This is a genomic window from Bacillus sp. PSXD-155, from assembly GCF_049310765.1.
Taxonomy (GTDB): Bacteria; Bacillota; Bacilli; order Bacillales; family Bacillaceae_G; genus Bacillus_A; species Bacillus_A cereus.
This window is the reverse complement of sequence record NZ_JBMOWC010000026.1, coordinates 1-15,278: the sequence shown is the minus strand read 5'-3', so window position 1 is coordinate 15,278 and position 15,278 is coordinate 1. Positions and strand designations below refer to the sequence as shown.

Below are 15,278 nucleotides of genomic sequence, written 5' to 3'. Positions count from 1 at the left end.
TGGAGCAATTGAAATTATTTTAAGATAAAAATGGAGAGGTGATATGATGGTGAGAGTATTAACTCAGCCCGAACCAGGGTGGCAGCGTATTGATGATAGCGATAGGAATATTATCTTTGAAGGAGAAAATTGGTTTAGTGGATACTCTAAATACTCTGATAATTATTTGAAAACATTCCACTATAAAAGTTCTAGTCAACCATCAAACTCAGTACAGATTAAATTTTCTTTCGTAGGTACTAAACTTCGGCTTATTGGACTTGTTAATAATGGTGGTTATGATAGATATGCAACAATCGTTATTGATGGCAATACAGAGAGATTAGATTACGATGCATGGGAGGGAACAAGGCAAGCTGTTATATATGAGAAAACAAATCTTAATAAAGGGCCGCATACAGTAACGATTCTAGGTACATACTTAAATCTTGATGCAATTGATATCGATTCTTATGGTTATGTATTTACACCCAAAAAAGTAGGGGAGATATTAGATAAACCTGATCCTGGTTGGAATCGTTTCGATGATGCTAATTCATTAATTAAGTATGGTGATGGTGCTTGGAATAGAGTAACTGATGATAGGTACTATAATAGTACAGTGATATATTCTCTTACCAAATCAGTTGTAGAATTTTCATTTAAGGGTACAGGTGTCAGACTTGTTTCTAAAAGTGTTAATTTAGGTTATGGTCCTGTAGATATAACGATCGACGGTGTCAAAGAATCATACAATCCAGTACTAGGTTCAGATAACTGGAAAGTTCTACTTTACAATAAAGAAGGTCTGAAAAATGAATTTCATTCAGTTAAACTTGAGGGTCCTGAAGGAATTATAATGGATGCTATTGACATTCTTGATGGAGAATTAGTGAAAACTGCTAAAGTAGGTGACGTTCTGCTTCAACCTGAAGATGGTTGGAAACGAATTGATGATACTGATGTAAATATTAAGTATAGAGGAGTTTGGAAGAACGATGTTGTTAACTCAAGTCTTTATAACTCTACATGTCATTATAAAGCTCCTGAAGTAGATAATAACCCAGCATCAATACGTTTCGACTTTGAAGGTACAAAATTAAGAATTATAGCCTTAACAGTTAATCCTTACGACTCTGATGCAAAAATACTGATTGATGGCAGAGAAGAAGTAATAAACTTCTCGTCAACTGATACTATATATCAACGTTTAGTTTATGAAAAACTGAATCTACCTCAAGGAGTTCATAAGGTCGAAATAAAAGGACTGTATATAAACTTAGATGCTATTGATATAGATGAAACTGGTTCGATGATTAAACCGCCTGTTGAAGTTGGGGACGTTCTATTACAACCTGAAGTTGGTTGGAAACGAATTGAAGATTCTAATTCAAACTTTAAATATACAGGAGACGGATGGGCAACTAATTCAGCTGCCAAATGGTCTGGAGGATCTACTCACTATTGCCCGAACTCAGATAAACTTGCTACTGTTGAGTTTGTATTCAATGGCACTAAGTTACGAATAATAGGATTACTTTCTGCTGGGTATAGGGAAGGTCAAATTTGGATTGACGAACAACCGGTTGAGACTATAAACTTCGAGCAACCAAATGCTCAATATCAGTCCTTAGTTTATGAGAAACTAGGTTTAGCAAACGGTGAGCATAAAGTTAAACTATCCGGTCTTAATATAAACTTCGATGCTATTGATATTGATAGTGACGGAAGTATTGAAAAACCACCTGTTAAAGTAGGGGACCAATTACTCCAACCAGAATCTGGATGGAAGCGTATGGATGACGCAGATTCAAATATTCAATATGATGGAAAATGGAATTTCATAACTACTCAGAAAGGTGCATACAATGAAACTATTCATTATTATTCTGCACCATCGGGGAGTACAGAAGAAGCGTCTGCTACCTTTAAATTTAAAGGTACTAAGTTAAGACTTGTAGCATTAAGCAGTTACTTCCAGAAAAAAGCTATTTTAAAGATCGACGGAGTGTCTTACGACTTAACTAAGGTTGAAGGAAGATCACCAATTGGCGGAATTCAGCAAACCTTAATGTTCGAAGCAAGTGGACTTGAGGATAAAGAGCATTTAGTTGAGTTATCTGGTATAGACATAACGCTAGATGCAATCGATATTGACAAAACGGGGTCTATAGTAAAACCAAACCCACCTGCTAAAGTAGGAGACATTCTATTACAACCCGAACCAGGGTGGACTCGTGTAGATGATACAAATCCCCTAATTCATTACAGAGGTGATTACTGGGAATTAGTTAAGGGTGGAGGGTATGAACCCGGATATAATAAAACGGCAACTTATAGAGTTCCTGACCACTCGAACAGGACATTAGGGACAGTAGAGTTCTCTTTCAAAGGTACAGGCCTTCGTGTCATTTCAGCAAACTACTCCCAAAGTTCTTGGGAGGATGTTACCATTGAAATTGACGGTGTGACTGAGAAATATAAGGTTAAAACTCCAACTGACCAGGACAAGACTCGGTATCAGGTTATACTATACGAGAAAAACTTACCCAACGGCGTTCATACAGTGAAACTTACTGGTACGGTAATGACAGTAGACGCTTTTGATATAAAAGGCGGTGATTTAGTAGAAACTTCTACTAACCTTCGTGATATATTATTTGAGCCTCAACCTGGTTGGAAACGAATTGACGATACAGATAGTAATATTGAATACAATGGTGTATGGGCAACAAGCGATGCTGATGGTAGATGCTACAACAAAACCATTCATTATAAACAAGCAAGTTCAAACATCCCACCTGATTCTAACCCAGTTTCTATAAAATTTAACTTTACAGGGACAAAACTTAGGATTATTGGAATTGGGTTATCTGAGTATGACTCTGGCGCTAAAATTCTAATTGACGGAGTAGAAGAAACTATCAATTTCTTTAGACCCTCAGGCTTAACTGCTATCTACCAGTCGTTAATATACGAAAAGTTAGGTTTATCAAATAAATTGCATACTGTTGAAATAAAAGGTAAATATATAAATCTCGATGCAATCGACATTGATGAATCTGGTTCAATTGGAGGTAAGTCATCAGTTAAGATCGGGGACCAACTTTTACAACCCGAAGATGGTTGGAAACGAGTTGATGATACTGACTCGTTACTTAAATATCAAGGTACTTGGGAAAAAGGCTCATCTTCTGATTGGTATAATGGTACTTATCATTATGTAAAAGACAATGACTCTAAAGGTGCAGTTGAATTCGATTTTTATGGAACTCAGCTTAGAATTATTACTTGCTTCGATGTTGCATCATATCGTACAGATGACATATTAATTACAATTGATGGCGTGACAGAAAAGTATAGCGAGATAGCATCTGCTAAGGTATATCAAGGTCTTGCATATGAGAAGTTAGGCTTAACTAAAGGGAAGCATAGAGTTAAAATTCAGTGTGGAACTAAAGGCACTTATCGACTTAATATTGATGCAATTGACATTGATGCAGATGGTTATATTGAAAAACCACCTATAACAGTTGGAGATTTCTTAGCTACACCAGAAGACGGTTGGGAACGTTTCACGAAGGAGAATATGTATTTCGATTATACCGGTGGCATGGATTACCAAAATCAAACACCACCAATCAAGTACTCGTTCGATAAAATTCAGTTTAGATTCTTCGGTACAAAATTTAGATTAATTTATTCGTCTAACTTAGGCTCAAATGAAGACCAACTTGGTCACGTATTAATTGATGGAGTAAAGTATCCTGTTAATATGTTCCCTGTATCCGGACCAGCTAAAATTGCTTGTGAAGTACTTAATCTAGATGAAGGATATCACGTGGTAACAGTCAACGGTGGAACTCATGAAGGTTGGGACCCTCAATTTATTGGTGTTGATATCGACGCTACTGGACACATTGATAGACTACCTGTAAGTATTGGTGATGTTTCTACTTATCCAAACTATGGATGGCAACGTTATGATGACAACGCCACATACATTCAATATGATGCTAACTGGAGTAAAAACGTAGCCTATAATGGTGCTTATGGCGGAAAAAGTACTTGTGCTAAAAAGGGTAAAAATGCAAGTATGGTATTCAAATTTAAAGGTACTAAGTTACGACTCATTGTTGGTTGTGCTACTAATCAATATTATTCAGATAGAATCAGAGTAAAAATTGATGACTTACCGGAAGAGTATTTTGACGCTATTGCACCACAAGATACAAACCAAGTCTTGAAATATGAGAAACTCGGTTTAGAAGATATTGAGCACGATGTAACGGTAACAGTTATCACAACTCAACCCGGTGCTTTAGAATATGACTTCCGAATGGATGCTATTGATATTGATGACTCTGGTACTCTTGTTTCACGACCTGGTGTAGGTACTGTTCTTACAGAGCCTGAAAAAGGTTGGAAACGGATTGATGATACCGATCCATTAATTCGTTATATCGGTAACTGGAAACTAACCACGGGTAATGATAAGCACTACAACAAGACAACTCATTACAATCTCGACAAGAAACTTGACACGAGTTTCGAATTTGAGTTCGTAGGTACTAAGCTTAGACTTCTAGCTTATGGCGACAGTGGTTACGATGCAACTTCTAAAGTATTTATTGATGGTAAAGAAGAAACTATGATTTACAATAGTCCTTCAGGTAACCAAGTCATACGTTACGAGAAAATAGGTTTAGACCGTGGCAAGCATACTGTAAAAGTGATTGGTAAAGCTATGTCGTTAGATTCCATTGATATTGACGCTGACGGATACTTACTTGCTAGATTAGGTGACAAGTTAGTTGAGCCGGAACCTGGTTGGGTACGTTTCGATGATACTCATAAGAATATTGAATACAACGGTTTCTGGAAAACAACTGAAGCTGATGTTAGTTACTACAATAATACTCATCATTGGAAGAGTAAGGAAGACAATAACGATAGCACCATATCAGCTAGATTTTTATTCAAGGGTACTAAGTTCCGATTAATTAGTATGACAAGTCCATCTTATCCGGAAGACATTGAATTGAAAATCGATGGACAAAAGGAAATCCTTAAACTTTCAGGAGAAGATATGCAATACCAAACACTTGCATATGAAAAGAAAAACCTTGAAGATATGATTCATGTTATTGAGTTGTCAGGGAAATACATCAGTATCGATGCTATTGACTTAGAAGAAGGTGCAACACTATTAAAACTACCTGATGAGAAATTAAAACCATATCAAATAAGAAGTGGTTTAATCTTTAAGGATGATTTTGATACGTTCGATTCCAGATGGATTGCATCTCCTGTCGGTAGCTATTCTTTAATTGATCGAAAAGGATATTTTAGAATGCTACACAATGTTTCGCGTGACACATTATTACTTGCAGATCTTCCAAATGAGAAAGAATTCGCATTTGAAGTATCTGCTGATTATACGCCAACCCATGAAGATGACAAAGGCGGTATTATCGTTTGGAAAAACGGTGAGGAGAATATTGAGTTTTTAGAAACAGAAGATGGTACTCGAGAAACAACTGAATTGAAGTGGATGGCGTGCAAAGATAATGAAGATTGGACGTTTTTTTCTGATTATGGCGAAGGTTTTAATTTTTATGACTCAGATAGAATGAACTGTAGTAAGTTTGGTGTTGTATTAAAAAAAGGATCGAATTCAAAATTTGTAAATCTTGATATTGATTCCATTATTGCTACAAGAGGAAGAAAGTTAACCATTGCTAATATAGCGCCGAATATAAGTGTGGAGATGGAAGATGAATTTGGGGGAATTATTTTCAATGGAAATACAGGGTATAACACTGGTATTCAAATTACTCTCCCGTCACTAGAATTTACAGGTAAAGTTATTTTGACAAATGTAGAAGGTAAAGAATTGGGTGTTATTAAGACTACATTTTATGGTGGAGATGTATATGGATTCGGATCTAATTTAGAAATTAAATTTTCAGGTGAGGAGCTTTCAACATTAGCACAAACTCGATTGCCAGATATGATATCAGGGAAATCAGAAATTATGCTAGAACTTGTGAATCCTTCAGTTGCACGAGCGAATAATGTGAATTTAAGTATTGCTCAATATGAAGATAAATTTGGATGGTCATGGGCGGATCTTGCGTTAGACAGTAATTGTAAACCAGGTCAATATCAAGATAGTATCAATATTCCTTATGTAAATCCAGAAAAAACAATAAAGTTTTGGTTAAAAGTAACAAAGGGAACAGATTATGTTGGGCTTGCTCCATTACAATTTCAAATACATCTTGAACATGAGTAGCTGGGGGGTGAAAAGATGGGAACATCAATGGTCGTAAATCGATATTATAAGCAAGAAGAACAAACAGAAAATATTCTTCCAAAGCTTATCGAAAAAAAAGTAAAGGTTGAGATTAATAGTAATGAAAAGAAGTATATACCTATTGAACTAGGTATAAACAAGTATGAACTTAGGACAATCTTTATTGAAAATACAGCAAATAATGATTATGAGTGTACAATTTTTGATAAACAAAAAGATGGGCAAATTCAGTACAGCAGTATTAAAGAAAAAAGAACATACGATATAATCAATATTCCTTGTGACGATAAAGATCAAACAAAGTCTTGTCACCTATTTATTGAAAATTTTAGTAATGTTCCTTCGTTGTATACTGTGGTATTAAAAGTAACGACGTTAGTATAAAGTAAGTTTTATATATACAAATAGTTTTGGGTTATCAATAGAAACAGTGAGGAGGATAATTTATGACAAAAGCTATTTTTACAAAAGGAACTTGCAAGAAATCTGAATTATTCGAAACGTTAATTAATATTATGAAAAATGCAGGTTGGATATACCATAACGAAGATACGCCAACTTCATATCCCGTTTTGTACACAAACGGTAAAAATGGCAACAGGCATTTTGCTATTAATTTATGTTGGGAGGATGGTTTCGTAACTGCTGCAGATATTCGAAAGACAACATATGCAGATGGAGTTTTTAAATTAGGCTGTGTTACCAAAGATCCTGCAAGCAACTCTATAAGTTTCCGTAGTGGAGACCAATGGGATACATTAGCATTCTTCCCAGGGCGGAGATATGATACGTGGCAAAATGGAAGTAGCTACAATCGTGCAGGTTACGAGTTAAACTGGGATATTGATTATTATTACTATGCAGATAAGGATTGTGTTATCTTTGTTATTTTACCATTTAAATATACAGGAAAAGAAAATACTATTATGTACTTTGGCTTTCCTGAACAGTCGTTTGTGGAGGAAGCTCAACGAAACTACACTAAACCATTTTCAGGTGGAATTTATGCTAATAGTGGTCATGCTGGGACAACGATTGGTTCTAAGCGTATTCGGGTTGTAGACAATCCGAAAAATCTACCAGAATTAGCTACTTTAACAAGCCAACCACATTCTGTAAACAGTTTAATACCTCAAATGTCACCAAACCTAGATAATAAGTTTTGTTTAAGTGAAATATTTATTAGTTATGGTAACAGCATCGGAATGCGTGCACGGCTAGGGAGAGTATACGCATTACCGCCGGGGGGGATGCTTGATGGTGATATTATTCAAATTACGATTAATAACGAAGTTCAAAGATATCGCTATACAACACTGGGAGCGGCTGATCAGAATTATACATCGTTCCCTACACAAGCAGTAGCAATTCGAGTAGAATGAGGTGATATAAAATGGAAGCTATTTTTACAAAGGGTTCAACGACAAAAGCTGGGTTATTTGATACATTTATTAATATAATGAAGGACGTAGGTTGGAAAGTTATGAATGAAGGCATTAAGGTGTCGGCTGACGGTAGTGTAGTCCTTCACTCAAAAGGTAGTTTAGGAAATACACCTATGTATATTGAATTTATTCCATATGAAGGTACTAACGTATTTGATAATGCCAGCTACGATATAAGAAGAGGGACCTATGGGTCAAACTGTTTATATCGATACTTTACAAACTGGGATGACGAGAAGAAAAAGGGGATAGGAGGTTCTAGCTATCAAAGATTTAATTTCTTCAATGGTAGATATCCTACCACTTCCTCGTCTGGATATATCTCTATGCGTTCTGATATTAAAGTAGATTACTACTATTATTGTGATTTGGATCGAGTAATATTTGTAACCGTACCTGACAATAATGATTTTACTACGTATAAGCCAGGGGGATCAAGTTATCAGGCATGGGGGCAAGTTATTCAACCTCATATTAACTTTTTTGGAATACCAGAAGAGTCTTACTTGGAAGAGAGGAATGAACCAAGTTACTCATTTGTTATTCATGCTGCATCATCAACTTCTTATTACAACGTTGATTCAACATGGGGGGCAGATAATTATCCGTATATTATAATGGATAAACCTGCAAATGTTATTACTAATAATAGTCCATATTATGCAAGGTTCGACTATATGGGGATAAGTCCAGGACCCGAGGGTATGATGTATCTTACGGACTTTTATTTAAATATACCAACGGAAGGATTAAGAGGTAAATTAGGATTTATAAAGATATGTCCTTCTAATGGTAAAATAGTAAATGGTGATATTATTGAGGTGACCACTGAGAATAATATAGAACGTTATTTGTATATAGTTCATCCTTCTGGATATTTTGGTAGTGACTCTAATTATAAATCTACAGGTTCATTTTTTGGTACTAACATAGCAATTAGAATAGGGTAGGGGGATATCAATGGAGGTATTTAAAGCTCAGTATTTCACTCCTTTGTTAGTTCAAAATAACTATTCAAAAATATATCTTCATAGAGCGAGTGAGTTTGTTCTTACAACTTATTATTCTGGTGACAAATTATCTCAGAATAATACGATGAGTGAATTTCCGGCAGTATGGTATGGTGATGGTGAAGCAATGAGTATGCTTAATGAGGCAGGTGATTACTTTGTACGGTTTTTCTACCTTGGTGGCGTTCGAGTAACTCCCAGGGATACAGAAGGATTCTTTTTGCAGAACTCATTTTTATCAAAAGAAGAAATTTATGAGCAGAATTTACCAAGAAAAGAACCATTAGAATCACCATGGAAAAAGCGAACATATAGCAAGTAAAATAATTACAAATTTTATTGAGAGGAGTATACAAATTACAATTGAACCAGGGAAAGTTCTATATACGCCACTGGATGTAGGGTGTAACAAATACGATATTCGTACGATTCAAGTTACAAATGATTCAAACGTTGAAGCAATGTTATTTATGTACGATCAAAAAGAGAATGGGAATCAAGTCTATAAAAGCTTATCAGAAAAAAGAACATATGATATTTTGGCTATTCCTTGTGAGGATAAAGATCATACAAACAAGGTACATCTTTATATAGAAAATAGGGCGTAGCAACCTCTACTTTTAATGTTTCTATGAAAGCAATACGTTTAAATTAAGGAGGAACATATAAAATGACAAATAAAATTTGTAAGTTACACAGACTAGAGCGCAGAGAAGTCTTTATGAAGATTATCGATGAAATGAAAAAGGCTGGATGGCAGCAATTAAATGCTGACAAACCGGATAAGAATAATATTTTTGTTATGTATTCTACAGGTAATGATGGAACCAAAAACAATTATATTGAGCTGCGTCCTTATGATACGCTTGCAAAAAATTCTTCATTATCAAGTTCGTATGACATAAGAGAACCGAATGTGAAATATACAGATGGTAGTTACAGACTAATCAGAGGTTACGATAAAGAGGGTGGGAGTGGAACTGGAGAAGAAGCTTGGTTCTCTTTAGTATTCCATCAAGGGAAAGCAAATTATTCTAGTGGGGCAATTGCTTTAAATTATGAAAAATATATGGTTGACCTATATCTATACGTCGATAAAGATACTGTCATTTATTGTGTATATGCAAATGATGATGAAATCCCATCTCACAAAGGAAAGACAGTGATTGGTTTTATAGGCCTTCCAGACGAATACTATCAACCGGAATTATTTTCACCGTATTCTTGCCCGTTCAGTGTTATGTTTAGCTGCGGTTCTCGCGGTCAAACAGCTACACATATAACTGATAGAAGTAAATTTTCAGGTTCCGTTCCATATTCTGATACAAACTCTACATTTTATTGGGATAAAGTCCTTCTAAAGGCACCCTCTAATGAAGGAAAGATAGTTTTCACTCCTTTATACATGGGAGATAGTCGTGAAGGATTTAGAGGGAAGTACGATGGCTTTTACATCTATAGAGGTAGCGGTTTTATTTATGGTGATATTACAGAGGTTGTTGAAAATGAGGAAATTCATAAGTACAAATTATTTTACACGTCGGCCCCTATATCTAATCAATTTAATTCATTTAGTGATTACTATGTAGCTTTACGGATTGAATAAGTAGGAGGTAAGTATATGGCAGTACTTCAAGGTATGATCATATCTCCAACAATGCTATCTCATGCCGGATTACGTGAAATAAATACACATCGTCAAGGTAATATAGTCGATCCGGTGGATTTTTCACATACAGGAGTTAGGCAACTTCTCACACATCGAGGGGTTATTTTAAATCCTGATAATTGGATGCGGACAGGTATTAGGCAGATTTCCACCCGTCAAGGTACCATAGTCAATCCAATTGATTTTTCACATACAGGAGTTAGGAAACTCCTAACACATCGAGGGGTTATTTTAAATCCTGATGATTGGATACGAACAGGTATTAGGCAGATTTCCACCCGTCAAGGTGTTGTGCACAATTTATCTCAAGGTAAGAAAGGAACTGCTGAAAAAGAAGTAATGAAGCCACCACGAACTGAACCACTAGAGTATGCGTGGAAGAAAATGAATATGTAAATCTTTTATACAATAGCGTGCTAAAGCAGGCTTTTTTATTTTGCTTTGAAATGTAAAAAAGGGGGGTGAAAGTTTGGAACGGATTCATGAGCTTGTAAAAACATTAAATGTACTTGATGTTATTAATACCACCCAATTTAAAGTTGCTTCTGTAATTAGTGGAGGATTGGGAACTATATTTAATTTTTTATATGGTAAATCTAATTTAATTTGGATTATCATTTTGGTATGGGTAGTTGTATTAGATTGGATAACTGGTAGTAAGGCTTCAAAATTAGATGGTACGTATTCATCACAATATGGAATTGAGGGCATTGCACGAACTGTGGTGCTTTTTTTATTACCTTCTTTAGCGCATTTATTTGATATTGCATTTAAACTACCAGAGTTTTTCTATTTTATGGTAACGGGTGGTTTGATTTATCATATTTTTAATAGCTTTACAGCCAATTGTGTACGAATTGGCTGGGATAGATGGATTCCTACTTGGTTGTTAGAAAGTGTATCTTCTGAAATTGAAGCGAAAATTAGAAGATCGGAATCTAGAAAAGAAAAAAATTAAATAAAGACAAATTTAAATAATGATAGCAAAAGGAGCAGTCTCAATTGAGTTGCTCTTTTTGTTTATCGAGATTTTATTTCAGTTATTCAACAGGAAGCATGCGCAGCATTATTTGTGTGGATGCTTTTTATTACACAAAAAAGAATGAACAGCGTGAAGCGCAGTACCAAGCTGTTATTCAAAAGAACCAGGAAGTTATTGAAGAACAGGGAAAAGCTCTTGGATTTATTTCTAAAGACGTAACAGAAATTAAATAAAAACTATTTAGAGGAGATGTTCAGTAATGGGACACATTGTAGATATTTCAAAATGGAATGGAAGTATTAATTGGGATGTAGCAGCAGCGCAATTAGATTTAGTAATTGCTAGGGTACAATATGGTTCAAATCTAGTAGATCATTTGTATAAGGAGCATGTAGCAAAATCAGAACAATACGGTATTCCACATGCTGCATATGCTTATGGATGTTTCGTATCAGTAGCAGATGCAATTGTGGAAGCTAAGGATTTCTTAGCAAGGGTAAATCCTAATGCTAAATTCCTTGTATTAGATGTGGAAGATGACACAGTAAAGTCAATGAAAAGCAAAGGTAACCTTAGTGATTTAGCTAAAGCATCACAAGCTTTTATTGATACATGTAAAGCTGCAGGTTGGAAAGTAGGATTTTATGTAGCACACCATATGTACGGTGACTATAATTTACAAAGTGTACAAGCTGATTTTGTTTGGTTACCACGATACGGAACAAATGACGGCAGTCCACAGAAGAAACCAGCCTATACTTGTGACATTTGGCAATATACCGATAATGGTTATATTGATGGTATTGGAAAAGTGGATATTAATTTATTGCAAGGTGACAAAACGCTGGATTGGTTTACCGGAGAGAAACAATCAAAACAATCTGTTGCTAATGGCGGTTATCAATATGTTAAATCTGGTGGTTTTGGTATTTCATTAGTTCAAGAAGCTCTATATGCTATGAATGAGCGTGGAACTAAAGGGCAAGTTATTTCTGATCCATTAACTGGTTTAGCATACTTGCAAACCGAAGTGTTACCAAATGGTGAGCTTGATAAGATTACAGCTTGGATGGACGAAAGAAACTGGTGGTACGAGTATTTGAAATAAAACATAAGCCGTCCTGTTGAAATGAACCCAAAAAGTTAGACAAAGAATTTAAGCAGCTGATGGAATGTGAGTCCGGTATTGAACTGGACTCATTCCATTTAACTTTGTTTTAATTCTTTTGTGATTATAATAATGAATATAATTATCTAATTCTATCTTAAAATGTTCCATGCTCTCGAATTCTTCAAGATACAATAATTCAGACTTTAATAAGCCAAAGAAGTTTTCTATGACCGCATTATCTAAACAATTCCCCTTACGGGACATACTTTGAACAACCCCATGCTCTTTTAGCGATTGTTGATATCGCTTCATTTGGTAGTGCCACCCTTGATCTGAATGAAGGATAGGGGTTTCCCCATTGTTTAAACATTTAAATGCCTTATCTATCATTCTAGAAACGAGAGAATATGCAGGCTTATCTTCTATATTGTAAGCTATAATCTCTCCGTTATATAAGTCTAAAACAGGCGATAAATACAACCTTTTACCATGCAAATGAAATTCAGTCACATCTGTTACCCATTTTTCATTAGGTTTTGATGTGTGGAATTGACGTTTCAAAATGTTAGGAGCGAATTTCCCTACAGTTCCCCGATATGAACGGTATTTTTTCATTCGTACAAGACATTTCAATCCGATAGAATTCATCAAACGACGGACTGTTTTATGATTTAATAAACATCCTCTATTTTGTAATTCTAATGTAATACGACGATAGCCATATCTACCGTGATGTTCATCAAAGATTTCTTTTATCAGTTCTTTAGCTTTCTCGTATTTGTCTGGACGATTCATTTGTTTAATCCAATAATAGTATGTACTCCGAGCGATACCAGCGACTTTCACAAGATCGATGATCTTGTATTTGTGCCTTAATTCATAAATCACTTTTGCTTTGTCTTGTTCTGTAATTTTGTCTTGTTCTGAATTAAGGCATTTAACTTTTTTAAATAATCAATTTCCATAAGTAACCGTTCATTTTCTGCTTGTAATGCCTCTATAGACCCTTCAACGACTTTATGATTTAATTTTGGTCTTATATTTTTTATTTCCATAGCTGGACGTCCTCTTTTCTTTGTAAGCAAGGAATCCACGCCATTTAAATCATATGCTTCTTTCCACCTACGAACTGTTTCATAAGATGGAATATTAAAAATAGCTGCTGTTTCTCTAATAGATGTCCCTTGTTTATCCATATAATTAAGTACATCCAGTTTATCCTGAAGGGAATAGCTTGTATAGCGTTTTTCAAAAGCTTTTTCACCTACTGCTTTATATTGCTTAACCCACTGTTGTATTACACTTGGATGAATTTTTATAGACCTCGCAAGTCTTTTCACTCCATCACTGCCATCTAAATATCGTCTTACTACCTCTAATTTTTCTTCTGGTGAAAATTTAACCATAAAAAAGTACACCTCCAATTGTCTTTCGTGTCTAACAATTGGGGTGCACATCAGTTGGGCGGCTTTTTTTATTTCTATGTAAGTGAACTACCCGCCACTTAACGTCCTAACGGACTGTTTGAAGTGGGGGTAGTTCAACTAGAATATCAGTTCATTAAATTAGAATCTTCTAAGCCAAATGAACATCAATTTGAACTAAAATATGCTGGATTTATGGAAATGAAAAAATAAAATATATAAGAGATTGGAAATACATTGAAATTAAAATAGATATCTTACCTTTTGGACTATTGATAAAGGAAAACTATGATGAATTTGTTCTACTTTACATGTTGGCATGCAGTATTATAAGTTAAAAGGCGATTCCGAATTCTGGTAATGAAAAATCGATCAGAAGCTTTCTTATATAATGTTTCAAAGTCCATTTCAATTGAAATGGACTTTATTATCTAAAGAAGTTTATTTGAATTCGGTTCTATTTGGTTAATAAAACATTTTTATTGAACAAAAAAACTCAATTAAAGATTGAATTTTCTTAATAATTAGTCTAAATTTTATAAAAATGTTATATAATCCCATGGAATAAAATGTATGATATATTTGAATTGTAATATATAAAATTAAGAGGAGGAATTATAATGGGTAAATTCAGAAAAATAATGGGTGTTGCGTTAGTAAGTGGGATGGTAATTAGTGGATTGGGAGGGATTGGTACAACTCAAGCCAATGCCGATGAAATGATAGCGCCTTCATATATGAAGGCGCTCCAAGCGGAACCGATTAAAAAAGGAATTGGTGGCCGAGCAATCTTAAATAGTACAGGTTCAGTTTTAACTACCAAAGTAACATTACCAGAAATCAAAAATAGTAATGGAACTCTTAAAGCGAAAGGTGGCGAACTTTATATTTATTCTGGTTTTTCTGGTCCGGTGGAATCAGATATTGGATTTTTGTATAGTGAAACATATAATGTTTGGAAACCCTATATGAAAGTAGGTGAAGATAAATACCCTATTTATATTGAGGGGAAAGATGAGTTTACGAACTTGAATGGCTTTAAACCAGGAACTGAAGTCCAACTTACGATTTATAAAAACTTAAATGGCAACACTAGGGCAACCTACTGGGGAACAAACGGAAAAGGCTATACAGGAAGATTAATTTCTGAAATCAAGAATACTAATATTAGTAAAGTTAACAATTGGAAAGCGTTATCTACAATTGCAGTAAAAGATGATAGTCAAACGAAAAATATTAAAGTAAATACCCAATATAGGGCTACATTTAGTGATATTTTAATAGATAACAAACCTATTAATCCTATTAGTAATGCTACTGAATTTGCAAAAATCTATAC

11 protein-coding genes and 2 pseudogenes are annotated in these 15,278 nt (G+C 34.8%); 12 read left to right on the top strand and 1 reads right to left on the bottom strand.

Translation table 11 applies throughout. From position 1 onward, the window contains the following. Positions 1 to 1,291 precede the first annotated feature (1,291 nt). The 11 genes and pseudogenes from ACO6VI_RS22685 to ACO6VI_RS22635 all read left to right on the top strand — a co-directional run bounded on the left by ACO6VI_RS22685 (position 1,292) and on the right by ACO6VI_RS22635 (position 12,512). Positions 1,292 to 6,277: a hypothetical protein gene (locus tag ACO6VI_RS22685; RefSeq protein WP_422424142.1), complete on the top strand. Its 4,986-nt coding sequence runs from the start codon at positions 1,292 to 1,294 to the stop codon at positions 6,275 to 6,277. Between the two features lie 15 nt (positions 6,278 to 6,292). Continuing rightward, complete coding sequence (locus ACO6VI_RS22680) at positions 6,293 to 6,682, top strand: hypothetical protein (RefSeq protein ID WP_098818646.1); 390 nt, start codon at positions 6,293 to 6,295, stop codon at positions 6,680 to 6,682. A gap of 62 nt (positions 6,683 to 6,744) precedes the next feature. Beyond that, the gene (locus tag ACO6VI_RS22675) at positions 6,745 to 7,680 is read left to right on the top strand and encodes a hypothetical protein (protein WP_422424140.1); all 936 of its coding nucleotides are present in this window, start codon (positions 6,745 to 6,747) and stop codon (positions 7,678 to 7,680) included. An 11-nt stretch (positions 7,681 to 7,691) separates the two neighbouring features. Continuing rightward, positions 7,692 to 8,693 carry a hypothetical protein gene (locus ACO6VI_RS22670; protein ID WP_098818648.1) on the top strand — a complete coding sequence of 334 codons (1,002 nt, stop codon included), beginning with the start codon at positions 7,692 to 7,694 and terminating at the stop codon, positions 8,691 to 8,693. A 10-nt stretch (positions 8,694 to 8,703) separates the two neighbouring features. Beyond that, on the top strand, positions 8,704 to 9,075 hold the full coding sequence (locus ACO6VI_RS22665) for a hypothetical protein (protein ID WP_000451643.1): 372 nt from the start codon (positions 8,704 to 8,706) through the stop codon (positions 9,073 to 9,075). Next, a pseudogene (locus tag ACO6VI_RS22660) lies at positions 9,065 to 9,408 on the top strand (hypothetical protein). The gene ACO6VI_RS22665 and the pseudogene ACO6VI_RS22660 overlap by 11 nt, the downstream one beginning before the upstream one ends. A 15-nt stretch (positions 9,409 to 9,423) precedes the next feature. Then, entirely contained in the window at positions 9,424 to 10,359 is a 936-nt protein-coding gene (locus tag ACO6VI_RS22655) for a hypothetical protein (protein WP_422424139.1), read from the top strand. A gap of 15 nt (positions 10,360 to 10,374) precedes the next feature. Beyond that, positions 10,375 to 10,818, top strand: coding sequence for a hypothetical protein (locus ACO6VI_RS22650; protein ID WP_422424137.1), 444 nt, complete (start codon positions 10,375 to 10,377; stop codon positions 10,816 to 10,818). 73 nt (positions 10,819 to 10,891) lie between these two features. Then, positions 10,892 to 11,380 carry a phage holin family protein gene (locus ACO6VI_RS22645; protein WP_071731740.1) on the top strand — a complete coding sequence of 163 codons (489 nt, stop codon included), beginning with the start codon at positions 10,892 to 10,894 and terminating at the stop codon, positions 11,378 to 11,380. Between the two features lie 84 nt (positions 11,381 to 11,464). Continuing rightward, positions 11,465 to 11,637: pseudogene (locus ACO6VI_RS22640) on the top strand (BhlA/UviB family holin-like peptide). Between the two features lie 26 nt (positions 11,638 to 11,663). Then, positions 11,664 to 12,512, top strand: coding sequence for a GH25 family lysozyme (locus tag ACO6VI_RS22635; RefSeq protein ID WP_422424135.1), 849 nt, complete (start codon positions 11,664 to 11,666; stop codon positions 12,510 to 12,512). Positions 12,513 to 12,560: 48 nt separating this feature from the next. On the opposite strand, the gene ACO6VI_RS22630 is transcribed toward ACO6VI_RS22635, so the two are convergent. Next, a protein-coding gene (locus tag ACO6VI_RS22630; protein ID WP_422424133.1) for an IS3 family transposase occupies positions 12,561 to 13,921 on the bottom strand; the annotation gives its coding sequence in 2 pieces (ribosomal slippage) (positions 12,561 to 13,465 and positions 13,465 to 13,921; 1,362 coding nt in all). 638 nt (positions 13,922 to 14,559) lie between these two features. Between ACO6VI_RS22630 and ACO6VI_RS22625 the strand changes: the two genes are divergently transcribed. Further along, on the top strand, positions 14,560 to 15,278 hold a 719-nt coding region (locus tag ACO6VI_RS22625; RefSeq protein ID WP_422424132.1), incomplete at its 3' end, for a YrpD family protein.

Excerpts from the sequence above, each read along its gene's own strand:
- ACO6VI_RS22685 (WP_422424142.1), top strand. The coding sequence starts at position 1,292 with ATGATTAAACCGCCTGTTGAAGTTGGGGACGTTCTATTACAACCTGAA.
- ACO6VI_RS22680 (WP_098818646.1), top strand. The coding sequence starts at position 6,293 with ATGGGAACATCAATGGTCGTAAATCGATATTATAAGCAAGAAGAACAA.
- ACO6VI_RS22675 (WP_422424140.1), top strand. The coding sequence starts at position 6,745 with ATGACAAAAGCTATTTTTACAAAAGGAACTTGCAAGAAATCTGAATTA.
- ACO6VI_RS22670 (WP_098818648.1), top strand. The coding sequence starts at position 7,692 with ATGGAAGCTATTTTTACAAAGGGTTCAACGACAAAAGCTGGGTTATTT.
- ACO6VI_RS22665 (WP_000451643.1), top strand. The coding sequence starts at position 8,704 with ATGGAGGTATTTAAAGCTCAGTATTTCACTCCTTTGTTAGTTCAAAAT.
- ACO6VI_RS22655 (WP_422424139.1), top strand. The coding sequence starts at position 9,424 with ATGACAAATAAAATTTGTAAGTTACACAGACTAGAGCGCAGAGAAGTC.
- ACO6VI_RS22650 (WP_422424137.1), top strand. The coding sequence starts at position 10,375 with ATGGCAGTACTTCAAGGTATGATCATATCTCCAACAATGCTATCTCAT.
- ACO6VI_RS22635 (WP_422424135.1), top strand. The coding sequence starts at position 11,664 with ATGGGACACATTGTAGATATTTCAAAATGGAATGGAAGTATTAATTGG.